Annotated in this window: 21 protein-coding genes; 8 read left to right on the top strand and 13 right to left on the bottom strand. The window is 65.4% G+C overall.

The features are described 5' to 3' along the window. The first annotated feature begins 280 nt into the window (after positions 1–280). From dnaK to LB569_RS27130, 6 genes are all read left to right on the top strand, one after another. Positions 281–2197: a molecular chaperone DnaK gene (gene dnaK, locus LB569_RS27155; protein ID WP_224539657.1), complete on the top strand. Its 1917-nt coding sequence runs from the start codon at positions 281–283 to the stop codon at positions 2195–2197. A gap of 213 nt (positions 2198–2410) precedes the next feature. Next, on the top strand, positions 2411–3541 hold the full coding sequence (gene dnaJ, locus LB569_RS27150) for a molecular chaperone DnaJ (protein WP_140703410.1): 1131 nt from the start codon (positions 2411–2413) through the stop codon (positions 3539–3541). Positions 3542–3693: 152 nt separating this feature from the next. Continuing rightward, positions 3694–4299, top strand: a complete 606-nt coding sequence (pmtA, locus tag LB569_RS27145; RefSeq protein ID WP_140506955.1) for a phospholipid N-methyltransferase PmtA — start codon at positions 3694–3696, stop codon at positions 4297–4299. Positions 4300–4444: 145 nt separating this feature from the next. Continuing rightward, a complete protein-coding gene (locus tag LB569_RS27140; protein ID WP_140703412.1) occupies positions 4445–5041 on the top strand; it encodes an NADPH-dependent FMN reductase in 597 nt (198 codons plus the stop codon). 26 nt (positions 5042–5067) lie between these two features. Continuing rightward, positions 5068–5751, top strand: a complete 684-nt coding sequence (gene pyrF / locus LB569_RS27135; RefSeq protein WP_263579806.1) for an orotidine-5'-phosphate decarboxylase — start codon at positions 5068–5070, stop codon at positions 5749–5751. A 28-nt stretch (positions 5752–5779) separates the two neighbouring features. Continuing rightward, complete coding sequence (locus LB569_RS27130) at positions 5780–6067, top strand: DUF1330 domain-containing protein (RefSeq protein ID WP_140703414.1); 288 nt, start codon at positions 5780–5782, stop codon at positions 6065–6067. Positions 6068–6272: 205 nt separating this feature from the next. On the opposite strand, the gene LB569_RS27125 is transcribed toward LB569_RS27130, so the two are convergent. The 9 genes from LB569_RS27125 to LB569_RS27085 form a co-directional block, all read right to left on the bottom strand. After that, complete coding sequence (locus LB569_RS27125) at positions 6273–7331, bottom strand: D-alanine:D-lactate ligase-like protein (RefSeq protein ID WP_224694783.1); 1059 nt, start codon at positions 7329–7331, stop codon at positions 6273–6275. 136 nt (positions 7332–7467) lie between these two features. Next, positions 7468–8349: an SMP-30/gluconolactonase/LRE family protein gene (locus LB569_RS27120; protein ID WP_224694810.1), complete on the bottom strand. Its 882-nt coding sequence runs from the start codon at positions 8347–8349 to the stop codon at positions 7468–7470. Then, positions 8349–8990 (bottom strand): 2-dehydro-3-deoxy-6-phosphogalactonate aldolase, encoded by a 642-nt coding sequence (locus LB569_RS27115; RefSeq protein ID WP_224694782.1) that lies wholly within the window; start codon positions 8988–8990, stop codon positions 8349–8351. The genes LB569_RS27120 and LB569_RS27115 overlap by 1 nt, the downstream gene beginning before the upstream one ends. After that, positions 8987–9940 (bottom strand): 2-dehydro-3-deoxygalactonokinase, encoded by a 954-nt coding sequence (locus LB569_RS27110; RefSeq protein WP_224694781.1) that lies wholly within the window; start codon positions 9938–9940, stop codon positions 8987–8989. Before LB569_RS27110 ends, LB569_RS27115 begins: the two co-directional genes overlap by 4 nt. Then, the gene (locus LB569_RS27105) at positions 9937–10704 is read right to left on the bottom strand and encodes an SDR family NAD(P)-dependent oxidoreductase (RefSeq protein WP_224694780.1); all 768 of its coding nucleotides are present in this window, start codon (positions 10702–10704) and stop codon (positions 9937–9939) included. The genes LB569_RS27110 and LB569_RS27105 overlap by 4 nt, the downstream gene beginning before the upstream one ends. 143 nt (positions 10705–10847) lie before the next feature. Next, a complete protein-coding gene (locus LB569_RS27100; protein WP_140703422.1) occupies positions 10848–12197 on the bottom strand; it encodes a putative bifunctional diguanylate cyclase/phosphodiesterase in 1350 nt (449 codons plus the stop codon). Between the two features lie 209 nt (positions 12198–12406). After that, positions 12407–14212 (bottom strand): GtrA family protein, encoded by a 1806-nt coding sequence (locus LB569_RS27095; protein ID WP_224694779.1) that lies wholly within the window; start codon positions 14210–14212, stop codon positions 12407–12409. A gap of 159 nt (positions 14213–14371) precedes the next feature. Further along, complete coding sequence (locus LB569_RS27090) at positions 14372–14758, bottom strand: GtrA family protein (protein WP_224694778.1); 387 nt, start codon at positions 14756–14758, stop codon at positions 14372–14374. Continuing rightward, the gene (locus tag LB569_RS27085; protein ID WP_224539675.1) at positions 14755–15990 is read right to left on the bottom strand and encodes a glycosyltransferase family 2 protein; all 1236 of its coding nucleotides are present in this window, start codon (positions 15988–15990) and stop codon (positions 14755–14757) included. The genes LB569_RS27090 and LB569_RS27085 overlap by 4 nt, the downstream gene beginning before the upstream one ends. 214 nt (positions 15991–16204) lie before the next feature. Here LB569_RS27085 and gshB point away from each other — a divergent pair, with 214 nt between their 5' ends. Continuing rightward, positions 16205–17149 carry a glutathione synthase gene (gene gshB, locus LB569_RS27080; RefSeq protein WP_224694777.1) on the top strand — a complete coding sequence of 315 codons (945 nt, stop codon included), beginning with the start codon at positions 16205–16207 and terminating at the stop codon, positions 17147–17149. 218 nt (positions 17150–17367) lie between these two features. Here gshB and LB569_RS32035 read toward each other — a convergent pair whose 3' ends face one another. Then, complete coding sequence (locus tag LB569_RS32035) at positions 17368–17589, bottom strand: hypothetical protein (protein WP_411970256.1); 222 nt, start codon at positions 17587–17589, stop codon at positions 17368–17370. Between the two features lie 302 nt (positions 17590–17891). Here LB569_RS32035 and LB569_RS27070 point away from each other — a divergent pair, with 302 nt between their 5' ends. Next, entirely contained in the window at positions 17892–19424 is a 1533-nt protein-coding gene (locus LB569_RS27070; RefSeq protein WP_140703434.1) for a YifB family Mg chelatase-like AAA ATPase, read from the top strand. Positions 19425–19446: 22 nt separating this feature from the next. Here the strand turns inward: LB569_RS27070 and LB569_RS27065 are convergent, their stop codons facing one another. The 3 genes from LB569_RS27065 to LB569_RS27055 form a co-directional block, all read right to left on the bottom strand. After that, positions 19447–21618 (bottom strand): malate synthase G, encoded by a 2172-nt coding sequence (locus LB569_RS27065; protein ID WP_224694776.1) that lies wholly within the window; start codon positions 21616–21618, stop codon positions 19447–19449. Positions 21619–21873: 255 nt separating this feature from the next. Beyond that, on the bottom strand, positions 21874–23916 hold the full coding sequence (locus tag LB569_RS27060) for a hydantoinase/oxoprolinase family protein (protein ID WP_224694775.1): 2043 nt from the start codon (positions 23914–23916) through the stop codon (positions 21874–21876). Between the two features lie 198 nt (positions 23917–24114). Further along, positions 24115–24741 carry a CDGSH iron-sulfur domain-containing protein gene (locus LB569_RS27055; protein ID WP_224694774.1) on the bottom strand — a complete coding sequence of 209 codons (627 nt, stop codon included), beginning with the start codon at positions 24739–24741 and terminating at the stop codon, positions 24115–24117. Positions 24742–24774 lie beyond the last annotated feature (33 nt).

The raw sequence follows: 24774 nt of genomic DNA, 5'->3' as shown, positions 1-24774 counted from the left end.
TTGCTCCCGGAGACCGTGGAGTCTCTGGGTTGCTGGTCATGGGGGGCTTCCTTTCCAGGGCCGCACCATGCGGCGCCTGGACATCAGTCGCGGGCTGGCACGGAAAGGTTCATGGAAGCCTTGCGCAGAATGCTTGCGCCCGATGCCGCCTGTTCTTATATACGCGCCAAGCCGTGCGGCGCCGGAACATCGGTCGTCGAACGGGATTTCTTGTGAACAGGGGCTTTCGTCGGAACGCCTTACGGGTCCTGAAAGCCTGCTTAGCGGAGAGACTAGAACAATGGCAAAAGTAATCGGTATCGATCTCGGCACCACCAACTCCTGCATCGCCATCATGGACGGCAAGGAGCCGAAGGTGATCGAGAATGCGGAAGGCGCGCGCACGACGCCTTCCATCGTCGCCATCTCGGGCGACGGCGAACGTCTCGTCGGCCAGCCGGCCAAGCGCCAGGCGGTCACCAATCCTGAAAACACCATCTTCGCGGTCAAGCGCCTGATCGGCCGCCGCTATGACGATCCGGTGACGGAGAAGGACAAGAAGCTTGTCCCCTACAAGATCGTCAAGGGCGACAATGGCGATGCCTGGGTCGAGGCCGGCGGCAAGAAGCAGTCGCCCAGCCAGATCTCGGCCATGATCCTGCAGAAGATGAAGGAAACGGCGGAAGCCTATCTCGGCGAGAAGGTCGAGAAGGCGGTCATCACCGTTCCGGCCTATTTCAACGACGCCCAGCGCCAGGCCACCAAGGACGCCGGCAAGATCGCCGGCCTGGAAGTGCTGCGCATCATCAACGAGCCGACGGCCGCGGCACTGGCCTACGGCCTCGACAAGAAGGAAGGCAAGACCATTGCGGTCTATGACCTTGGCGGCGGCACGTTCGACATTTCGGTGCTGGAAATCGGCGACGGCGTGTTCGAGGTGAAGTCGACCAATGGCGACACCTTCCTCGGCGGCGAGGATTTCGACATGCGCCTGGTCGAGTATCTGGCGGCCGAATTCAAGAAGGAACAGGGCATCGACCTGAAGGCCGACAAGCTTGCCCTGCAGCGCCTCAAGGAAGCGGCCGAGAAGGCCAAGATCGAGCTGTCGTCGACGACGCAGACCGAGATCAACCTGCCCTTCATCACCGCCGACGCGACCGGCCCGAAGCACCTGACGCTGAAGCTGACCCGCGCCAAGTTCGAAAGCCTGGTCGAGGATCTCGTCCAGCGCACCATCGAACCGTGCAAGGCGGCGCTCAAGGATGCCGGGCTGAAGGCTGGCGAGATCGACGAAGTGGTCCTGGTCGGCGGCATGACCCGCATGCCCAAGATCCAGGAGATCGTGAAGCAGTTCTTCGGCAAGGAGCCGCACAAGGGCGTCAACCCCGATGAGGTCGTCGCTTTGGGCGCCGCCATCCAGGCCGGCGTGCTGCAAGGCGACGTCAAGGACGTGCTGCTTCTCGACGTGACGCCGCTGTCGCTCGGCATCGAGACGCTGGGCGGCGTGTTCACCCGGTTGATCGAACGCAACACGACGATCCCGACCAAGAAGAGCCAGGTGTTCTCCACGGCCGAGGATTCGCAGTCGGCCGTGACCATCCGCGTCTTCCAGGGCGAGCGTGAAATGGCCGCCGACAACAAGGCGCTCGGCCAGTTCGACCTGGTCGGCATCCCGCCGGCGCCGCGCGGCGTGCCGCAGATCGAGGTCACCTTCGACATCGACGCCAACGGCATCGTCAACGTGTCGGCCAAGGACAAGGGCACCGGCAAGGAGCATCAGATCCGCATCCAGGCCTCGGGTGGTCTTTCCGACGCCGACATCGAGAAGATGGTCAAGGACGCCGAGGCCAATGCCGACACCGACAAGAAGCGTCGCGCCGTGGTCGAGGCCCGCAACCAGGCCGAAGCGCTGGTGCATTCGTCGGAGAAGTCGCTGAAGGAATATGGCGACAAGGTCTCCGAGGCCGAGCGGACGGCGATTTCGGACGCGATCGCGGCGCTGAAGACCGCGGCGGAAGGCGATGACCCGGCCGACATCGAGGCCAAGAGCCAAGCGCTTGCCGAAGCTTCCATGAAGCTTGGCCAGGCCATGTACGAGGCCTCGCAGAAGGACGCGGCGGAAGCCGACGCCAAGGCGGATGCCGCCAAGGATAGCGACGTGGTCGATGCCGATTTCGAGGAAATCGACGAGGACGACGACAAGAAGAAGTCGGCCTGAACGGCCTGACGGCAAGATAAAGCGGAAAGCCCGGCGCAAAGCCGGGCTTTTTTGCAACCCTGGCAGAAAAAGTGCGGAAAAAATCGTCGAAAAGCACGAACAGCTCCGCACCGGCCCTAGCATCCGGGCTGCGCCGATCCTAAATCGAAACAACGTGCCGGCAAACGACGCGACAATGCAGCAAGACGTTGAGCATCCGGACAGCGGGAAAAAATGAAAGCTGATTTCTACGAAACGCTGGGCGTCCAGAAAGGCGCCGACGAGAAGGAACTCAAGAGCGCTTTCCGCAAGCTCGCCATGCAGTTCCATCCCGACCGCAACCCGGGCGATCATGCCTGCGAGCACAAGTTCAAGGAAATCAACGAAGCCTATGAGACGCTGAAGGACCCGCAGAAGCGCGCGGCCTATGATCGTTTCGGCCACGCCGCCTTCGAGCAGGGCGGCATGAATGGCGGTGCGCATGGCTTTGGCGCTGGCGGCTTCGCCGACATTTTCGAGGATATTTTCGGCGACATGATGGGTGGGCGCCAGCGCCGCTCTTCCGGTGGCCGTGAGCGCGGCGCCGACCTGCGCTACAACATGGAAATCTCGCTGGAGGAGGCCTTCGCCGGAAAGACCGCGCAAATCCGCGTGCCGGCTTCGATCTCCTGCACGGAATGCTCGGGCAGCGGCGCCAAGCCCGGCACCCAGCCGGTCACCTGCTCGATGTGCAACGGCCATGGCAAGGTGCGCGCCACGCAAGGCTTCTTCTCGATCGAGCGAACCTGCCCACAATGCCAGGGCCGCGGCCAGACGATCAAGGACCCATGCCCGAAATGCGCGGGCCAGGGCCGCGTCACCGAGGAGCGCTCGCTGTCGGTCAACATCCCGGCCGGCATCGAGGACGGCACCCGCATCCGCTTGGCCAATGAGGGCGAGGCCGGCCTGCGCGGCGGGCCCTCGGGCGACCTCTACATCTTCCTGGCGGTGAAGCCGCACGAGTTCTTCCAGCGCGACGGCGCCGATCTCTATTGCAAGGTGCCGATCTCGATGACGACGGCCGCCCTTGGCGGCTCCTTCGAGGTAACGACGCTGGACGGCACCCAGACCAAAGTAAAAGTGACCGAAGGCACGCAGAACGGGCGCCAGTTCCGCCTCAAGGGCAAGGGCATGCCGGTGCTGCGCCAGCCCAATGTCGGCGACCTTTACATCCAGACCGCCGTCGAGACGCCGCAGAACCTGACGCGCCGCCAGCGCGAGCTGCTGGAAGAGTTCGAACAGCTCTCCTCGCAGGACAATTCGCCCCAATCGAGCGGCTTTTTCGCCCGCATGAAGGATTTTTTCGAGTCTTTCGGCGAGCGTTGACCGCCGGTCGCAAGCAAGCCAATGCAGCCTGCTGACCGGCAAAGCGAGGCGCGACAAAAACTATCTTATCCACGACATCCGCATGTCCGCGCCTTGCCTTGCGTCATCCAGGTGTTAAGTACCTCCCAAGGGGAGCGCTGAGGAGAGCTTGCATGGCACGTGGTCACGGACTGCGGAAGGCGTTTGCCGAGAAGTTCGACGACGAACTCAAATTCTTCAAGGGCTGGATCGACAAGCCGAAGACGGTCGGCTCCATCGTTCCGACCAGCTCGATCACCGCGCGCAAGATGGCCTCGATCGTCAACCCGAAGTCCGGCCTGCCGGTGCTCGAGGTCGGTCCCGGCACCGGGGTCATCACCCGCGCCATCCTCGCCCAGGGTGTGCGGCCCGAAAACCTCTACGCGGTCGAATATTCCACCGATTTCGTGCGCCATCTGCGCCAGCTCTATCCCGGCGTCAACGTCATCGAGGGCGATGCCTTCAACCTCAACGCCACGCTTGGCGAGAGGAGCGGGATGATCTTCGATAGCGTCGTTTCCGGGGTGCCGCTGCTCAACTTCCCGGTCGCCCAGCGCATCGCCTATATCGAAAGCCTGCTCGACCGCATCCCGGCCGGACGGCCGATCGTCCAGCTGACCTATGGCCCGATGTCGCCGATCCCGGCCGGCCGCGGCGACTACACGGTCAAGCATTTCGATTTCATCTTCCGCAACATCCCGCCGACGCAGCTGTGGATCTACCGGCGCGAGGCGCATTAGGCTGTGTTGATATTCAGGTGAGGCCGGCCTCACCTGAATATCAACACAGCCTGGAGCGCGCCTTCCAAAAACGCCTTTCGATTTTGCGCCGATGCGTTGATTTGATCGAACCTTGGCTGTACGTGTGCCAGAACAAGGTTGGCCCATGGCAGTGATCCCGAAAATCCTCGTCTTCGCCGGCTCGGTGCGCACGGGCGCCTATAGTGGCAGGACCGCCGACGTGGCGCAGAAGGAACTTGCGGTTCAGGGCGCCGAGGTGACCCGCATTTCGCTCGCGGACTATCCCTTGCCGATCCTCGACGAAGACCTGGAAAAGGAAAAAGGCGTTCCCGAAAACGCCCAGAGGCTCGCACGGCTCATCGCCGCTCATGACGGGCTGCTGATCGCGACGCCGGAATATAATGGCTCCATCCCGCCGCTGCTCAAGAACTCGATCGACTGGGTGAGCCGGGTGCGAAGGGATGGCGGCCGATCGGTCAGGCCGCTTGCCGGCAAGGTCGCAGGCCTTTGCTCGTCCTCCAACGGCCACTTCGCCGGCATCCGCTGCATCAACCATCTGCGCGCCGTGCTGGTGCGCTGCCAGATGGAGGTTGTGACACCGGAATGCTCGGTGCCGGAGGGGGGCGACGCCTTCGACGGGGACGGTCATTTCCGTGACGAAAGACTGCACAAATCGATGGAGCACCTATGCCGCACGCTGATCGAGACCTCGCGCATGCTGTCGACCAGGGTCGAGGCGTGACAGCCGCAACCGTGCAGGCCAACTCCATGCAAGAGCGACTGATAGTCGGCCTCGACGTGCCGACCGTGAAAGAGGCCGAGCGGGCGGTGCGCGAGCTCGACGGCGTCGTCTCCTTCTACAAGATCGGCTACCAGCTGGCCTTTGCCGGCGGCCTCGACTTCGCCAGGGAACTGGCCGGTGGCGGGACGAAAATCTTCCTCGACATGAAGCTGCTCGACATCGACCACACGGTGGCCAAGGGCGTCGAGAACATCGTCAAGATGGGCATGACCATGCTGACCGTCCATGCCTATCCCAAGGCGATGGCGGCGGCGGTGGAGGCGGCGCGCGGCAGCGAGCTTTGCCTGCTCGCCGTCAGCGTGCTGACCTCGATGGACGAACAGGACATGATCGATGTCGGCTATGAATACGACCCGCACACGCTGGTGCTGCGGCGTTCGGAACAGGCGCTGCATGCCGGCATGGGCGGCATCGTCTGCTCGGCCGCGGAGGCCGAGGCGGTGCGCCGCATCGTCGGCCCTGACATGGCGGTGGTGACACCCGGCATCCGGCCCGCTGGCAGCGACCATGGCGACCAGAAGCGGGTGGTGACACCGGGACAGGCGGTCCGAAACGGCGCCAGCCATCTGGTCGTCGGACGACCGATCGTCGCGGCCAGCGACCGGCGCGCCGCGGCTGAAGCCATTCTGGAAGAAATGCGCTCGGCCTGACGGGCCCGCACGAATAGGAGAAAAGACAATGCCCAAGGGATACTGGATCGCCCGCGTCGATGTGCGCGACGCGGAAGGCTACAAGGATTACGTCGCGGCCGCCAAGCCGGCCTTCGAGCGCTTCGGCGCGACATTTCTCGCCCGCGGCGGTGAACACGAGAAAGCCGAGGGTCCCGGCCGCGCGCGCAATGTCGTCATCGAGTTTCCATCGCTCGCCGCCGCGCATGACTGCTACCACTCGCCGGAGTATCAGCGCGCCGTCGCCATCCGCCAGAAGGTCGCCGACGGCGAGATCGTGCTGGTCGAGGGGATTTAGGCGACGCCTCTTGGTTTCGTGATCCTTGGGCGTAGCGACGCGAAGCGGAGCGAAGACCTAAGGATCCATTCCGTGACCTTGACCAGGAATGCAGCGTCGCGACGCTTCTGAGTCACGGCATGCATTCCAGGGTCTGCGCGCGTCGCTTCGCTCCTTGCTCCGCCCTGGAATGACGAAGTCGTTCGGTCTCAGCCAATCATGAAGATCACGGCATCAGCCTATTCGCCGCTGTTTGCGCCATCGCGTCGGCAAGGCTCAGCCCCCACTGCGCGCGGCAATAGTCGCGAAAATCGAAGCAGGGCAGTCCGGGGCAGACCTCGAATTCAATGAGGTGAACCGTATCGTCGGCCTCGACACGCAGATCGATGGAAAACACGTCGCGCAGGCCGAGTCCCTGGATCAGCCGTTCGGCGATCCGGCGGATCTTGGCATCGGCGCCGGGCTGGCTGTCGCCAACGGCCACGAGCTCCGGTTCGAGGTACTCACCCGCCGCCTTGGCCGCCTCGCCAGTGTCGCCATAGAGCGCCAGGCTGTCGGCCATGGTCTGGAAATCCGCGCCCGATTCGACAAAGGCGATGCCCAGCGCCTCGACGCCGGTTTGCGGCGTCAGCCCGAGGAAGCTGGCGCGCACGTTGCGGCCGGCGACATAGGGCTGGACGACGACATCGTCGCGATATCTGGCGAAAACACGCCGGCTGAGCTCCAGCGCGTGGCCGAGATCGCTTACGCGCGAATCCGGCCAGATGCCGATCTTGGCGCCGAGCCGGTTGGGCTTGACGAACCAGCCGGCGGTGGAGGCCGGCGGCTCGACCAGCCATTTCCCATCCCGGGCAAGACCCGCCTGAGGCACTGGCAGGCCGAGCGCACCAAGCACGGCGCCGGAGCGGAACTTGTCCTGGCAGAGCGCGAAGAGCGAATCGTCGGCGCCGATTGTCTTGAACCCGCCCAGCCTCGCCAAGGCTGGCGCGGCACCGCCGCGAAAATAGGCGATGCCGTCGGTCAGCGTCCAGACCAGCGTCGTGGACGGATCGGCTCCGGTGAGGGTGCTTGCGGCGTCGTCCAGTTCCACCGGAACAAAGGCGAGGCCGCCTCTGTCGCAGGCGGCGGCCAGCGTGTCGAATTCGGGCGCGAGATCGGTCGACTGCGCCAGATAGGACGAAATCTCGGCGGCTCGCTCCGGTGCATGGCCATCGGCGACCAGGCGGTCGAGGCAAGCCTTCTCCGGTTCATGGACAAGGATCAGGGTTGGCTTGTGGCTCGACATCGATGCGTGAATCCCGGCAATGCGATCACCCACAATCGCACAGCCGACACAAACGGCTTTCGCGAAACCGACTCAAGCCGGACGCCTGCGTGACAGCACCGCCATGGGCGTGAGCGGTGCCGGTCGCCCGGCCTGTTCAAGCGATCAGGACGCGCGGCTCCAGGCGACCATTGACAGGAATGTCGATCAGGAAGGTCATGCCACCCTGCAGGTCGAGCAGACGTTGCTTCTCGTTCTTGCCGGACCAGGCCGACGTGACCGCCAGCCGATCGGCATTCTTGCCGACGAAGGCCGGGCAGGATGGCTGCGTCACCGGCATGGCGACCGTGCGGACGAGCTTGCCGTCCGGTCCATAGGCCTCGATGACGCTGCCGCCCCAGACAGCGTTCCACAGGATGCCGTCGCGGTCGAGCACCGAACCGTCGATATAGCCTTTGGCCGACCGGTGATCGACGAAGATTTTCGGCTCGCCGGCGGGCAGTCCGGTCGCCGGATCGCAGGCAACGCGCATCAGCAGTCCGGTCGAGGTGTCGGTATAGTAAGCGAGCGCGCCGTCTGATGAAAAGCAGATCGAGTTGGACACCGTGATGTCCGAAAACAGGCGGCGCAGTTCGCCTTTGAAAAACCAGTAGATCGAGCCGGCGCCCTTTTCCTCGCCCTTGCCCATGGTGCCGACCCAGAAGGCGCCGCAGGGATGGACGCGGGAATCGTTGGAACGGGTGACCGGATTGTCGGCTTCGATCGGCGTGTGCAACGTCATCTTGCCGGTCGCGACGTCACGGACATGAAGGCCGGTCTCGGTGGCGATCAGCTGGCGCTTGTCGTCGATGATGGCGATGGCGCTGGCCATCTGGCCGAGCTCGTGAACCTTTGTCGCGCCGCCGGACAGCTGCTTTTCCAGAAGCTGGCCGTTGACGATGTCGAACCAGAACAGCGCATCGGTGGCGGGATCGTAGCTCGGCCCTTCGCCGAGCTGGCAGACATGGTCGGAAAAAACCGAAACGATCGCTTCGTTCATCATGCGCCTCCGCCGAACACGGCGTCCCAGGCCACCACCGCCGCCTGGGCCCGCGCGGCCACGTCGTCGACGCTCATGCCCGGCTTGAACAGGCTGGAGCCCAGCCCGAAGACCGTCACGCCAACCGCCTTGTAACCGGCAAAATCCTTCTCCGAAACGCCGCCGACCGCGCCGACCAGCGTCTGCGCGGGCAGCACCGCCCGGATCGCGGATATGCCCGAGGCGCCGAGCACGCTGGCGGGAAAGAATTTCAACGCCGAGGCGCCGAGCCGGATCGCCTGGAAAGCCTCGGTCGGGGTGAACACGCCGGGCATGGTGACCATGCCGTAATGCGCGGCGCGGCCCATCACCTCGGCATCGATGTTGGGGCTGACCAGCAGCCTCCCGCCGGCCTGGTGAAGGCCGTCGACGTCGGCCGCCGTCAGCACCGTACCGGCGCCGACCAGCGCTGACTTCGGTAGCACTTGAACAATCCTGGCGATCGACGAAAACGGCTGGGGCGAATTGAGCGGCACCTCGATCGCCTCGATGCCGGCATCGAACAATGCCTGGCCGATGGCGATCGCCTCAGTCGGCTTGAGGCCGCGCAGGATGGCGACCAGCCCGCGCTTGAGCTTCGGGAAAGGGGCGGTCTGGCTCATGGGGCTGCTCCGGTTCTGGCGATCATGCCGTTCTCGCGCGCGGCTTCTATGAGACCGGCGCGTACTGCCTCGTCGGCATCGACGGTGCGCAGACCAAGCCCGGCAAGGCCAATCGCGGCCTGGTAGAGCCCAGCCAGCGCGCCCGAGGCTACCAGGACGACCGATGTCGCGCCGGCGCCATGACGGCGCCGGGCCGACGCGATCTCGCCGCCGATCAGCAGGCCGGACAGGCAGGCCGCCGCATCCTCCGACTTCAAATCCTGCAAGAGCCCGGCGGCGCGGATGGCAAACAGCCGTGAGGTGACATCGCCACCCTCGCCAAGCGCCTGCTCGCACCATTGCCGGAAGAACGGACTGTCCACTGCCACCGGAGCCGGATGCTCGCCCAGCGAATGCTTGAGGATCGAATGCGCAGATAGCACCGAGAACAATTCGCCGGTCGGCCAGGTGCCGAAGCCGGCAACCGCGCCATCTTCGACCGCGACCCATTTCGAGTGCGTGCCGGGCATGCAGACAAGATGCCGCCCCCTTGCCGGCAAACCGGCGCCGGCGAGCTGTGTTTCCTCGCCGCGCATGACGTCGGGCGCATCGGCCAGACGCTGGGCAAGGCCCGGAACGATGCGGATATCGCGGCGCTCACCCTCGATCCGGGCCGCGCCGCGCAGGATGGCACCGATCGGTGCAGGCACGGTCACATAGGGCGCCTCGATCCAGCCCTGGCGGGAGCCAGCCATGCCGCAGATGATGACGGGCAGCGCATCAGGCGCCCCCATGGCGGTCAGATGGCCTTCCAGCACGTTGGAGAACCCCTTTTCGCGCGCGGTGATCAGGCCATCGTCGCCGCGGCGCTCGGCAAGGACGTTGCCATTGCTATCGATCAGCCATGCGCGGAGCCGGGTCGTGCCCCAGTCGAGCGCCGCGACGGCCGGAGCGGCAAATCCCGCGCTCACAGGAAGCCCCCATCGACGATCAGCATCTGAGCGGTCAGCATGCGCGAGGCGTCGGAGGCCAGGAACAGGACCGTGCCGATCATGTCGTCCGGCCGCATGACCTCCTTGATGCACTGCTTGGCGACATGGGCGGCAAGCGCGCCTTCGGTCACCCAGCGCTCCTGCTGCCGCTCGGTGATCACCCAGCCGGGCGCGACGGCGTTGACGCGGATGCGATCGGGTCCAAGCTTGCCGGCCAACCCCTTGGTGAGACCCAGTATACCCGCCTTGGCGGCGGTATAGGCCGGCATGTCGGGATGGTTGATGAGGTAGGAGGTCGAGGTGAAATTGATGATCGAGCCGCCGCCCGCCCGCTTCATCCCCGGCGCCACCGCCTGCGCGGTGAAGAAATGCGGCCGCAGGTTGATGGCGAGATTATTGTCCCAGAATTCGACGCTGACATCCTCGACGGCATGGCGTTCGTCCCAGGCGGCGTTGTTGACCAGCACCGTGACGTCGCCATGCGCGTCGGCGGCCCGGGCCGCGGCCGCGCGCAAGGCCTCGACGTCGCGCAGATCGGTCTTGAGATAGAGCGGCCGCCGGCCGAGCTCCTTCTCGATGCTGTCGGCAAGCGCGGTGCTCGGCGTGTCGGCGATGTCGATGAAGGCGACCTTGGCGCCCTGGCGCATGAACCCCTCGGTCAGGGCCGCGCCGATGCCGGAGCCGCCGCCGGTAATCAGTACCGAAGCGCCTTCGAGGTCGGCAAAACGCGCCGATGGCATCATGATTGTCGTCTCCCGGGTCAACCGGCGCGCATCCTAGCCAGACGCGTCCGGTGGGCAAGGGCGAAAGACGGTTTTCCGGCTTATGTCAGACAAAAAGGCGGAGGCGGCATCGCTCCATGCGGGGCAGCGCCTGAATCCGCCGCTCAGATCGCCTTGGCGCGCAAGGCGCCACGGAAGGAATCGCGGAGATAGCCCAATGTGGCGTCGGCATCGGCCGGTTTGCCGAACAGATAGCCCTGCCCGCCGGCGCAACCGAACTGGACCAGCCGGTCGGCCTGCGCTTCCTCCTCGATGCCTTCGGCGACCACGTCCATGCCGAGCCCTTCGCACATTGCGAGGATGGCGCGGATGATGTGTTCGGACGGCCGGTCGTCGAGAATGGAGGAGACGAAGGCGCGGTCGATCTTGAGCTTGTCGAAATGGAATTCACGCAAGCGGCCGAGCGAGGACTGGCCGGTGCCGAAATCGTCGAGCGAGACGCGGATGCCGACGCGGCGCAGATCCTCGACGATCTGCGCGGCCGAGGCGGGGTCGTTCATCAGGCCGGTTTCGGTGATCTCGATCTCCAGCCGGCGCGGGTCGAAGCCGGTGCGGTCGAGGATCGCCAGTATGTGCAGGCCGGTGTTCTGGTCAACGAGTTGCGAGGGCGACAGGTTGAAGGACAGGAACAGGTCCTTCGGCCAGCTCCTGGCGGCTTCGGTCGCCTTGCGCAATACGAGCTGCGACAGCGGGCCGATGATGCCGCGTTCCTCGGCGATCGGAATGAAGACGGTCGGGGGTACCGCGCCGAGATCGCGGTCGGTCCAGCGCGCCAGCGTCTCGAAACCGATGGTGCGACGGGTGGCGAGATCGACGATCGGCTGGAAATGCGGCTCCACCTCGCCGGCCGAGACGGCGCGGCGCAGCGCCTGCTCGATGCGGGTGACGCGCTTGGCGGCCTCCTCCATCTCACGGGTGTAAACGACGACGCGGCCACGGCCGGAACGCTTGGCGTGGTAAAGCGCCGTTTCGGCCTTGTTGATGAGGATCTCGGTGGTTTCGTCGCCGGAATAGAACAGCGAGCAGCCGACCGAGGCCGAAAGCCTGGCGGTGCGCTCGCCGACATCGTAGGGCGCTGACAGTATCTCGATCAACATGCGGGACTTTTCGGCCGCCGCGTCCTCCGAGAACACCAGCGGGTAGAGGAAGGCGAATTCGTCGGCGCCGATGCGGCAGACCGTCGAATGGCCGTCCATCGAGGCGCGCAGCCGCATCGCGACCTGGATCAGGATGTCGTCGCCGGCCTTGTGGCCGAACAGATCGTTGATCGGCTTGAAGCCGTCGAGGTCGAGAATGCCGACGGTGAAGGGCGCGGGATCGTCGGCGCGGTCGCTGATCAGACGATCCACCTTGTCGAAGAAGCGGCGATGATTGCCAAGCCCGGTCAACGGATCGGTGAATGCCAGATCCGTGCTTTCCCTGTTTGCCTGACCGGTGCCAAACGGAGTTTGCATCGGTGTCCCTGTTCGTCCCTGCTCTTGTCGTCGGAATTTATTTTCGAGACTGGCAGCAAACCCTTTAGGAAACGTATCGCGTGAACCGATTTTTGTAGCCGGAGCATGATCCCGAAAAATGGCATCCGGCCTTCACCGTGAACCACGCCTGGACAGGGAGCGGATGCCTTCGAGAAGCCGGCTACAAGATACGTCAAGCACGTGGATTTTCAGCCGCCGGGCCGGACGCGGTACAGTTCCAGAGGGGCGCCACGGGTCTCGGCCACCGGCTCCAACCATTCCGGCACGCTGCCGCGCATCAGTCCGGCCAGGAAGCCGTCCGGCGCCTTGGCCGCGAATAGCCGGCTTTCCGGGTTGCCGCGGCAGAGCGCGACAATTCCGACATGGTGGCTTTCGACGACGGCTTTCGCGTCGGTGGCCGAGCCCAGCAAGGCTTCGAACGCCAGCAGGTTTCCGGCGACGTTGCGATGGTAGGGCCCGGCGAACACGCGATGACCGGTGAAGGCGAGGATCGGCGAGCCGAGATTGGAGATGGCGAGCACCGTGGTGGGGGCCAGCGCGCCAAGCGTGGCGAACGAAGCCTTGCTGTTGCAGGGTGCATTGATGCCGGCGGCGCTGGCAGGTGCCGCGGTTTCGAACGCGCTCGATGCGGCTTGAGCGGCACCCGCCCAGATCGCGTTCACCGAGATCAGCCAGGCCGCGGCCATCCGGAGCACCGAGCCGCTGGACGGGCTGGCTTCGGCCCGCTGCCGCCATTTGGCGATCCAGGCCGAAAGCGGGATCACCGCGAAGACGATGGAGAAGGTCGAGCCGCGCACTTCCCAGGCGCTGACGAGGAGTGCCACCACCAGCAGCGCGGCGACGAGGCTATCCTGCCGCCGCCAGCCGCCATGGCTGAAGCGGAGCGCCATCAGGACGATCGCCACCAGCGGCGTGGCAAAACGCGCCACGGCCCTTGCCGGATCGTCGACGACAAGCTGGGTGATCGACTGTGCCTCTTCGATATGGTCGAGCCATATCTGCCGCAGGCGCGGGTCGAGATCGGCGTAGGGCGCCGCCAGGCATTGCGGGAACAGGAGCCCGACAAGGAGCGCGAGAGCGACGGCAAGCAAGGCAAGCGATATCAGGCGCCGGGCGGCCGTCGCGTTGGCGGCCTTCCATGAAGCAATGATTGCCAAGCCGCTGCCGGCAAGCCCGGTGACAGCGAACTGCACGACCGAGAATGTGTCGCACTGGGCCACGCCCCAGGACGAGACGGGAATGGTGGCGGCGAAGACGAGGCCCGAGGCGCCGGCGAGGCCGAGGCCAAAATCCCTGGCGATCAATCTTTCGCCGTCACCCGTGCCGAGAAACAGCAGCGCGACGACGGCGCCGAGGGTTCCGGCATAGGGCGCGCTCTCCATACCGATGGCGAGGGTCAGCGTGGCGCAGATGCCCGCGACAAAGGCAGCCGGCCGATGCATGGGCGCCTCGAGCAGCAAAGCGAGGCTTGCCAGCGTCAGCATCAACTGGACATTGTGATGGTCCAGCGCGCCGGGAGAAAAAATACCGATGTAGTACAAGGCCGCCCCACCGACGACGGCGGCGGGCAGCACGGCGGGCGCGCCGGCGAAAGCGCGCGCGGCGCGGATGACGAAGAAGATCGCCAGCCAGAACTGCAGGGAAGGCCAGAAAATTTGCACGATGTGTTCGGCCAAAGCGGGGCTGCCGGTCAGGCTCGAAGCCGCAAGGATGCCCAGCGCGAGCGGCGCGTCGAGCAGCCGCGACCAGTGCATGACGAAGCCGCCCTCCAAGCCCATCCTGTACTGGTGCAGGTCGAACCAGCCCTGGCCCCCCAGCAGATCGCGGACCTCGACCAGTTGCAGCAGGCTGTCATTGTCGCCCGCGGGATTGGCCAGTTGCGGGAATCCTTGCAGGGCCTCGAGGGCCAGCAACAGCAAGAGCGCAAGCAGCGCAAACGCAATATCGGATCGCCAGAAGCCGTGGCGCGTCTGCTTGGAAGATTTCTGGGACATGGTCACGAGCGGCTTCATTCCGTGCGGAGCACCGCATCGTAGCGCGCGGGTTTCAACAAAGGGTAAAATCAGAACAACCGTCAGGGACGTGTCCGACGGTTTCGAGCTGGAATCGAGCAAGACAAGAAGGCGGCCATCCCGGCGTTTCCCTGAGCCTGCTCAGGCGCGCATCGGGAAAACCCAAAGCGAAGACAGGAGATAGCTCAGCGTACTGGTCGCGACCGTCATCAGCGCCGACATGGCGGGCGCGGACATGCCGAGATACGCCACCGCTATATGGGAAACGGCGCCGGAAAAGACCGCGCACCCCGCTTGCACCGCCAGATAGCGGGGCAAGGCACGAGCATGATCGTGCTGCCCGCCAAAGGTCCAGCCTCGTTGCGCCCAATAGGCAACGGCAACCGTGAGCGCGTAAGCAAGCAGGCTGCCCAGGAAGGGCGAGAGGCCGAGCGAGACCAGCAGCCACGACAGGGCAAACAGAAGCAACGCGGCGGCCACGCCAACCGTCAGGAAGCGGAACAGCCGTGTCTGGACGAGGTCGGTCACGGTTCCTCGCGGGCCGGCGTTTCCTGGAACTGGCCTGCCTTCAGCCGCTTGACCGGTATTTCCAGGACCCCGAGCAGGAAAGCCGAAAAGAAGGCCTGAAACGAAATGACGATCAGGCTGAGGCCGAGGACGACGATGCGCGGGATTTCGGAATCATTCAACGGGCCGAAATTGAGGTGGGCCCAGCGCATGACGGCATAGAGGCAGAACAGCAGGCCAGCGGCAAAGCAGATGCCGGCATTGGCGGCGAGGCGGTCGGTGCTGATGGTCCTGGTCAGCCAGTCGGACCCGCGGCTGCGCGGCAGGATGCCGGTGATCTCGGCATAGTATCTCGAAATGGCGCCGAAGGTGATGAGCTGGATGCCGGTGACGACCATGAAGCAGGCGGCGACGAAGGTGTTGAGATCGAGCGAAAGATTGTCGACCACCCGCAAGGGGCCGAACACCAGCAGGGCGGCAAACAGCGAGCCAAGGCCGGAAAGCACCGCGCCCGGGATAAAGAACATCCAGCGCGGATTGTAGACCAGCAGGAATTTGAGATGCCGCCAGCCGTCGCGCCAGGTCCGCAGATGCGGCGGCCGGCTGCGGCCGTCCGGCTTGAGCGTGGTCGGTACTTCCTCGATACGCAGGCCGGCAAGCGCGCTGCGCACCACCATTTCGCTGGCGAATTCCATGCCGGTCGTCTGCAGATCGAGCTTGCGGATGCTGTCGGCATTGAAGCCGCGCAGGCCGCAGTGGAAATCCCCCGTCTTGATGCTGAAGAACAGCCGGCCGACGAAACTAAGCACCGGATTGCCGAGATACCGATGCAGCGGCGGCATGGCGCCGGCCTCGATGCCGCCCCGGAAGCGGTTGCCCATGACCAGGTCGGCGCCGCCGCGCAGCCGCGCCACGAATGTCTCCAGCGCACCGAAATCATAGCTGTCATCGGCGTCGCCCATGATGATGAAGCGCCCCCTGGCGGCGGCGATGCCGCCCAGAAGTGCCGCGCCATAGCCCTTTTGCGCGACCGGGACGACACGGGCGCCGCCTTGCGCGGCAATCTCCTGAGAGCCGTCGTTGCTGCCATTGTCGGCGATCAGCACCTCACCCGGGATTCCGGTCTTGTCGAGAAATGCCCTGGCCTTGCCAATGCAAACGGCCAGCGTCTCGGCCTCGTTGAGACACGGCATCAGGATGGTGAGTTCGAGCTGCTGGGAGGAGGCTGCGCGGACGGCAGTGAGCGCGTTCATGATCGTTGTCCAACGGAGACACCCTGTCCGGCACCGGCCGTCAGGGTTTTCGGCGCCGATCTTGTCCGATAAGGCTTAAGAAAGCGATGACATGCGTTCTCGCCTTGTCTGTAACGGCCGGCACGTCTGGCTGATCGCAATGTTCAAAACCTGCGATTGGCAGAAGGCGCCGCGACCCTTATATCGCTTGCGTCGACTGCGCTGGGGATCCGCCATGAAGCTGAAAATCGCCGTCCAGATGGACCATGTCTCCACCGTGTCGATCGCCGGCGACACCTCGTTCGCGCTGTCGCTGGAAGCGCAGCGGCGCGGCCATCAATTGTTTCACTACACGCCCGACCGGCTGTCGCTGCGCGACGGCAAGGTGTTTGCCCGCATCGAGGAGATGCAGGTGCGCGACGAGAAGGGCAACCATTACACACTGGGCGACAAGGTGCGCACCGACCTGTCGGAGATGGACGTGATCCTGCTGCGCCAGGATCCGCCCTTCGACATGAACTACATCACCACCACGCACATACTGGACCGCATCCATCCGAAGACGCTGGTCGTCAACGACCCGGCCTGGGTGCGCAACAGCCCCGAAAAGATCTTCGTCACCGAATTCCCGGACCTGATGCCGGAGACGCTGATCACCAAGGATCCGCTCGAGGTGGCCGCCTTCCGCAAGGAGTTTGGCGACATCATCGTCAAGCCGCTCTACGGCAATGGCGGCGCCGGCATCTTCCATCTCAAGGAAGACGACCGCAACCTCGCCTCGCTGCTCGAAATGTTCGCCCAGCTGTCGCGCGAGCCCTATATCGTGCAGCGCTATCTGAAGGACGTGCGCAAGGGCGACAAGCGCATCATCCTCATCGATGGCGAGGCGGTCGGCGCCATCAACAGGGTGCCGGCCGAGCACGATTCGCGCTCCAACATGCATGTCGGCGGCCGCGCCGAGAAGACCGAGTTGACGACACGCGAGCGCGAGATCTGCGCCCGCATCGGACCGTCGCTGAAGGAACGCGGCTTCATCCTGGTCGGCATCGACGTCATCGGCGACTACATGACCGAGATCAACGTTACCTCGCCGACCGGCGTGCGCGAAGTCGCACGCTTCGGAGGCGCCGACATCGCCAGCCTGTTCTGGGACGCGGTGGAGGCCAAGCGCGGGAAATAGCGCTTACAGCCTATGAGGGTTTGGCATATTGCTCGGCGCTCATGCCAGGCTGAGCAGCCGTTTTCACTTTGTTTTAACCATGTTCCGCTTTTTGCAACCGCGTACAAATCGCGATGCAACCGAAGCGATTACCGGTTCCGGTGATGTTCCTGATTTGGTCGAAAACCTGTGCATCCCGGCCAGGCGTGGCAGGCGCGCCGCGACGAGCTTGGCGGTCCCTACGACGGGGTGGTGGCGCTCACCGTGCTGATCCATGTGCCGCGCGACCAGATCGACCAGGTCCTGGCGAAGATTGCGCGCTCCTTGCGGCCCGGCGGCGCCTTGTCGTCTCGATGCGCGACGGCGACGGCGAAACGGGTGGCAGATACCATACGGTCGACTGGCGCAGGGACGCCTTCGCGGCGCGCATCGAGGCCGCCAGCATGGAGCTTCTCAGCCACGCCTTTAGCGTCGGCAGGAAGGAGCGGGGGTGGAATACTTTCCTGGCGGTGAGGCGGTCGTGACCCCGCGCGTCCTCGAGGGGCCCGCCCGGCATCCGGTGAGGCTCGTCTTCCGGGGAGGTCGCGAACACGGCGAGGCTTGTTGCGTGCGGCAGCAGGCGAAAAGTCCATCCGACCGTGCGCGGCGTCTTATTTGTTCCTGTATTGTTCTTGCCTTGGGCTGAAATCTGTGGTTGTCTTGCGTTGACACCGCTCGCGGCCTGTTCACACGGGCCAAGACGAGCCGCATCCGGGGGCAAAACATGGTGGCGCGGGTTCGTACGGTCGCTTTCCAGGGCATCGAGGCCGTGCCGGTCGACGTGCAGGTGATGATCGCGCCCGGCAAGGTCAACATGCATATCGTCGGCCTGCCCGACAAGGCGGTGGCCGAAAGCCGCGAGCGGGTGCAGGCGGCGCTGCATGCGTCAGGCCTGTCGATGCCGTCGAAGAAGGTGACGGTCAACCTCGCTCCGGCCGACCTGCCGAAGGAAGGCAGCCACTACGATTTGCCGATCGCGCTCGGCCTGATGGCGGCACTTGGCGCCATTCCGGGCGACATGCTGGCCGGCTATGTCGTGCTGGGCGAACTGTCGCTCGATGGCACGATCACGGCGGTGGCCGGCGCCTTGCCGGCGGCGATCGGTGCCAATGCCGAGGGCAAGGGGCTGATCTGTCCCTTCGCCTGCGGGCCGGAAGCGGCCTGGGCGGGAAAAGATTTTGATATCCTCGCGCCGCGCAGCCTGATTGCGATCGCCAATCATTTCCGCGGCACGCAGGTGCTGTCGCGCCCCGAAGCCGGCATCCGCGCCGCGCCGCGCGACCTGCCCGACCTTGCCGACATCAAGGGCCAGGAGACGGCCAAGCGGGCGCTGGAAGTGGCCGCCGCCGGTGGCCACAATCTGCTGATGATCGGCCCGCCAGGTTCAGGCAAATCGATGCTGGCGCAGCGGCTGCCGTCGATCCTGCCGCCGCTGGCGCCGAAGGAATTGCTGGAGGTCTCGATGATCGCCTCGGTGGCGGGCGAACTCGGCGAAGGCAAGCTGACCGATCGGCGGCCGTTCCGGGCGCCGCATCATTCGGCCTCGATGGCGGCGATGGTCGGCGGCGGCCTGCGTGCGCGGCCGGGCGAAGTGTCGCTTGCCCATCATGGCGTGCTGTTCCTCGACGAATTCCCCGAATTCACGCCGCAAACGCTCGATGCGTTGCGCCAGCCGCTGGAGACCGGCGACTGCATGATCGCGCGCGCCAACCACCGCGTCACCTATCCGGCGCGCATCCAGCTGGTGGCGGCGATGAACCCGTGCCGCTGCGGCATGGCCGGCGAGCCCGGCTATCGCTGCTTGCGCGGCGAACGCTGCCGCACCGACTATCAGGCGCGCATCTCCGGCCCGCTGCTCGACCGCATCGATCTCAGGATCGAAGTGCCGGCGGTTTCGGCCAGCGACCTGATCCGGCCCGACCGGGCGGAGAAGAGCGCGGACGTTGCACTGCGCGTCGGCCGCGCCCGCGCCCTCCAGCGCGAGCGTTTCGAGCGGCTCGGCGTCAGCAGCGCCACCACCAATGCGCATTGTTCTCCGGCAATCATCGAGACAATCGCGATGCCGGATGCGGCAGGCCTGTCGCTGCTCAAGGATGCCAGCGAAAAACTCGCTTTTTCGGCGCGGGCCTATCACCGCGTGCTGAAAGTGGCACGAACGCTGGCCGACCTCGATGCCAGCGAAACCGTCGGCCGCATCCATCTGGCCGAGGCGATTTCCTACCGGATGAGTGCGGAGCGCGTGGCGCAGGCGGCGTAGGCGCTTTGGGCCATCCTGCTTTTCAGGCTCTATCGCGCGCTTTCAGCTCGAGCCGCCGCGCGTGAAGCACCGGCTCGGTGTAGCCATTCGGCTGGCTCGTTCCCTTGAATACCAGGTCGCATGCGGCCTGGAAGGCGATGGACTTGTCGAAGTCGGCGGCCATGGGCTGGTAGAGCGGGTCGCCGACATTTTGCAGATCGACGATCGCCGCCATGCGTTGCAGCGAATCCCGCACCTGGATTTCCGTGCACACTTTGTGGCGCAGCCAGTTGGCGATGTGCTGCGAGGAGATGCGCAGCGTGGCGCGGTCCTCCATCAGACCGACATCGTTGATGTCGGGCACCTTGGAGCAGCCGACGCCCTGGTCGATCCAGCGCACGACGTAACCCAGAATGCCCTGCGCGTTGTTGTCGAGCTCGCGCTGGATCTCGTCGGGCGTCCAGTTCGGCCGCACGGCCACCGGCACCGACAATATATCGTCGAGCTTGGCCTTCGGCCGGCTCTTCAACGCCGCCTGGACGGCATGCACATCGACCTTTTGATAATGCGTGGCGTGCAGGGTCGCCGCCGTCGGCGACGGCACCCAGGCGGTGTTGGCGCCGGCCTTGGGATGGGCGATCTTCTGTTCCAGCATCGCCGCCATCAAATCCGGCATCGCCCACATGCCCTTGCCTATCTGGGCGTGGCCAGCGAGGCCGCATTCCAGGCCCGTATCGACATTCCAGGCCTCGTAGGCGGAAATCCAGGCGGCCTGCTTCATGTCGCCCTTGCGGATCATCGGGCCGGCTTCCATCGAGGTGTGGATCTCGTCGCCGGTGCGGTCGAGGAAACCGGTGTTGATGAACACCACGCGCTCGCGTGCCGCGCGGATCGCCTCCTTGAGGTTGATGGTGGTGCGCCGCTCCTCGTCCATGATGCCCATCTTGATGGTATTCCGGGCCATGCCGAGCAGCGCCTCGACACGGTCGAAAATCTCGACGGCGAAGGCGACTTCCTCCGGCCCGTGCATCTTGGGCTTCACGACATACGTCGAGCCGGCGCGGGAGTTCATCCGCCGTCCCTTCGGCCCGACATCGTGCAGCGCGATCAGCGCCGTCATCGCCGCGTCCATGATGCCTTCCGGCACCTCGTTGCCGTCGCGATCCAGGATCGCCGGATTGGTCATGAGGTGGCCTACATTCCTGACCAGCATCAGCGAGCGGCCAGGCACGGTGAGCTGGCCGCCGGCGGGCGCGGTGTAGGCGCGGTCGGGATTGAGCCTGCGGACAAAGCTCTTGCCGCCCTTGCTGATCTCTTCGGCGAGGTCGCCCTTCATCAGGCCGAGCCAGTTGCGGTAGACGACGACCTTGTCCTGCGCATCCACCGCTGCGACCGAATCCTCGCAGTCCTGGATGGTGGTCAGCGCCGATTCCAGGATGACGTCGGCGATGCCAGCCGGATCGGTGCGGCCGATCTGGTTGGCCCGGTCGACGACGATCTCGACGTGCAATCCGTTTTTCACCAGCAGCACGGCTTCAGGGTTGGCCGCGTCGCCGCGATAACCGACGAATTGCCTGGGATCGGCCAGCGTCGTCGAACCGGCGCCGGCGCCGAGCTTCAGCGCCCCATTGGCCACCGACAGGCCATTGACCCCTGCCCATTTGCCCGAGGTGAGCGGCACCGACTGGTCGAGAAAGTCCTTGGCCCAGGCGATGACCTTGGCGCCGCGCGCCGGGTTGAAGCCCTTGCCCTTCCCGGCACCATCCGTTTCGGGAATGGCATCGGTGCCGTATAGCGCATCGTAGAGCGAACCCCAGCGCGCATTGGCGGCGTTGAGCGCGTAGCGCGCGTTCATAACCGGCACGACGAGCTGCGGCCCGGCGACGACGGCGATCTCCGGATCGACATTTTCGGTCGAGACGCTGAAGGCCGGCCCTTCCGGCACGAGATAGCCGATCTCCTTCAGGAACGCCTTGTAGGCCTCCATGTCGATGGGCGCGCCGTTGTCGCGGTACCAGCCGTCGAGCTTTTCCTGCAGGGCATCGCGTTTTGCCAGCAGCGCCCGGTTCTTCGGGGCAAGATCGTGGACGATGGCAGAAAAACCGTCCCAGAACCGCGCCGCTTCGATGCCGGTGCCGGGCAATGCCTCGTTGACGACGAAGTCAGTGAGCTCGCGGGCAATCCGCAGTCCGGCGATCTCGACACGATCGGTCATCAGGCTGTCTCCAGATATCAGGCGTTGCCGGGCTTTGGCATGTCAGGGTTGCATGGTCAATTCAGCTTAGGTTGAAGGCGGGTCGCAACAGCGTCCTTCTCCCCGTTCTACGGGGAGAAGATGGCGGCAGCCAGATGAGCGGCGGCGCGGAGGTAGGTGAGGTGGCGTGGCGGCGAAACTGCGTTGGCTGGCGCTGCCCCTCATCCGCCCTTCGGGCACCTTCTCCCCGTGAAACGGGGAGAAGGGAAGAGGCGCTCACACCGCGATCCTCGGCCTGCCCGAGGCCACCGCCACCACATGCGCTTCGATGAACATGCGTTGGGCTTCGACGGTCGAGACCCGGAACTCGGTGGCGACTTCGATCTCGGCGCTGTCGGTGCCGGCATCGCGGGCGCGTTGGGCGACGATCGCCCGGACATCGATCTCGGCGGCCGCGAGCGCCGCCGCTTCGTCGAGGAAATCGCGCACCGCTTCTCCCGAGGCCAGCCGGAATAGGCCTTCCTTGGGCTGGCTGACGCGCGCCTCGGCCGAGACCCGGACCTGGCCGACGACCGCGCCGAGCGCGTTGGCGACATCGGTATCCCCAGGCACCACGCACTCATTGCCGACGAGCGGTGCCAGGCCGGCATAGTGCAGCGGGGCCGAGGCGCCGAGCCCAATGACCGGCCGGTCGAGCGCGACGCTGAGGCGGGCAATGCCGGGATGGGCATCGACGGCGCGCTGCACCAGCGCGTGCGCCACGGTCGCGGCGCCGTCGAGCCCGTCCTCGGCAAAGGCGGTTTCCAGGATGTATTCGGCCGACCAGCGCGTCAGCGTTACCAGCACGCGTTCCGAAATGACCTCCGGCGAGGCCGCGATCGCCTGGCCACGGCCATCGCGCCTGCGGGCGAACAGTTCGGCGCCGAGGCGGGCGGGCGCGACATCCCAGTTCGCCTGCTTGCCCAGCACATGCGCGGCGTCGGACGGGGTGAAGCCGCAGATATGCACCAGCCCGCGCGAGACCAGCCGGTTCAGCGTGGCATTCTGGGCGTTCGAGGTCAGCAGCCTGTCGAGGGCAAGCGGCACCGCGCCGATCGCCTCGTAAAGCTTCGCCTCGGGCGCGGTCAGCCCCGCGGCGAGCCGATCAGGCACGCCGGTGCGAACCGCGAAGCGGCCATCCATGCGGCCGGTGTTGGGGGCGCGCAACTGGCGTTCGAGTTCCGCGATCACCGCGGCGCCATGCGCCATGCCGGCCAGCGCCAGCGGCACCAGGCGGCGCGGCCCGAGCAGGATTTTCGGGTTGAGCGCGCCGTCCTCCAGCGTCACCTCGGAATCGCCGCCGAGGCCAAAGGTGCGCATGGCCACCGCCTCGACCATGGTGCGGAAGCCACCGACGGTGGCGCCTTCCGGATCGAGCCGCGGCCGGCCGCCATCGAGCACGGCGACATCGGTGGTGGTACCCCCAATGTCGGACACCACCGCATTGTCCAGGCCGGTCATGTGGCGGGCGCCGACCAGGCTGGCGGCGGGACCCGACAGGATGGTTTCGATCGGCCGCTGCCGTGCAAACGCCGCCGAAACCAGCGCGCCATCGCCGCGCACCACCATCAGGGGAGCGGCAATGTTGCGCGCCTGAAGAAACCCCTCCGTCGCCGCCACCAGCCGGTCGATCATCGAGATCAGCCTGGCATTGAGCAGCGTGGTGAGCGCCCGGCGCGGGCCGCCGAGCTTGGCCGACAGCTCATGGCTCGATGTCACCGGCAGCCCGGTCTTTTCCCGGATCAGCTCGCGGGTGGCGATCTCGTGCGCGGGATTGCGGGTGGCGAAATAAGCGCAGACGGCGAAGCCGGACACCGACGCGCCAAGTTCCGGCAGCATCGCCTCCAGCCCGGACAGATCGAGCTTTGCCGCATTGCCGTGCACGTCATGGCCGCCCGGGCAGAAGACCACCGGGTCGGTCCCGAGCGCCGTCTTCAGCCCGTCGCGGGCAAGGTCGGCCTCCGAAAAGCCGATCATGACCAGCGCGACGCGGCCACCCTGGCCCTCGACCAGCGCGTTGGTGGCGAGCGTCGTCGACATCGAGACCAGTTTTATGGCGGCCGGATCGGTGCCTGCCTTTTCCAGCACCGCATCGACGGCGCCCGAGATACCGACGGCCAGATCATGCCGCGTGGTCAGGGCCTTGGCCTTGGCCAGCACCTTGCCCTTGTTCGGCCCCTGCTGCGGACCTTCGGTCTCGGACCACAGCACGGCATCGGTGTAGGTGCCGCCGGTGTCGATGCCGAGGAAGAGAGGTTTTGGCTTGGGTTTGGCGGTCATGAGCGGGGCGGTCCGGCTGGCGAGAGATTTGTTGCGAAGCCCTTAGCCGATACGGACTTGGGGATAAAGGCGAGAGCGATGGGCCACAAGCGATCTCCCCCCTCGTCACTGTTCGCCGGGTATTTAAAGGCAGCGCTCTACGGCGCCCCCCTCTGTCCTGCCGGACATCTCCCCCACGAGGGGAGCTTGGCTACTCGCCTATCCCACGAACCCCACTCTCTTATGGCTGCCATCGCAGAACGGTTTGTTGGCCGAATGGCCGCAGCGGCAAAGGAAGACCTTGGTGGTGCGGTCGATCGTGTGGCCGGTGCCGGTGACGATCTCGGCATTGCCTTCGAGCTTGAGCGGGCCGTTGGTGGTCGGCGCCGCTTTCAGCGGGCCGTTGCGGCCCTCCAGCGCGGGGGTGTCCTTCAGCGCCGGTTCGCCGGTGGCGGCAAAACCAGCCTTGATATGGCTGTTGTCGCAGAACGGCTTGTTCTGGGAGGCGCCGCAGCGGCAGAGCGTGGCGCGGAAAAATGTCTCGTCGCCAAGCACGATCTCGGCATGGACCGCCAGCGGGCCGTTTTCGCGCAAGCGTACGGTGTTGACCACGGGCGGTTTTTCCTGCGGCCCGCCATCCTTGCGGACATAGGTGATGGCGCCCGAAGGGCAGTTCTCGGCCAGCGCGACGACCTTCTCGGCGCTGGCCGCCTCGGGATGGATCCATTGGCCCGGCGCGTTGGGCACGAAGACATGCGGGTCGCCGAGCACGCAATTGCGCGAATGGATGCAGCGCCTGCCGGAAAACCCGACGTCGATTTTTTCGCCCTCGACCGTGCCGGCCATCGCGGTGCTCCTGTTTGCCTGGAGCGCGCCGCG

Origin of the sequence: Mesorhizobium sp. BH1-1-4 (assembly GCF_020165665.1) — a bacterium.
In the GTDB taxonomy this organism is placed as follows: Bacteria; Pseudomonadota; Alphaproteobacteria; order Rhizobiales; family Rhizobiaceae; genus Mesorhizobium.
Note: the sequence above shows the minus strand (reverse complement) of the source record. Positions and strands in the feature narration are given on the sequence as shown.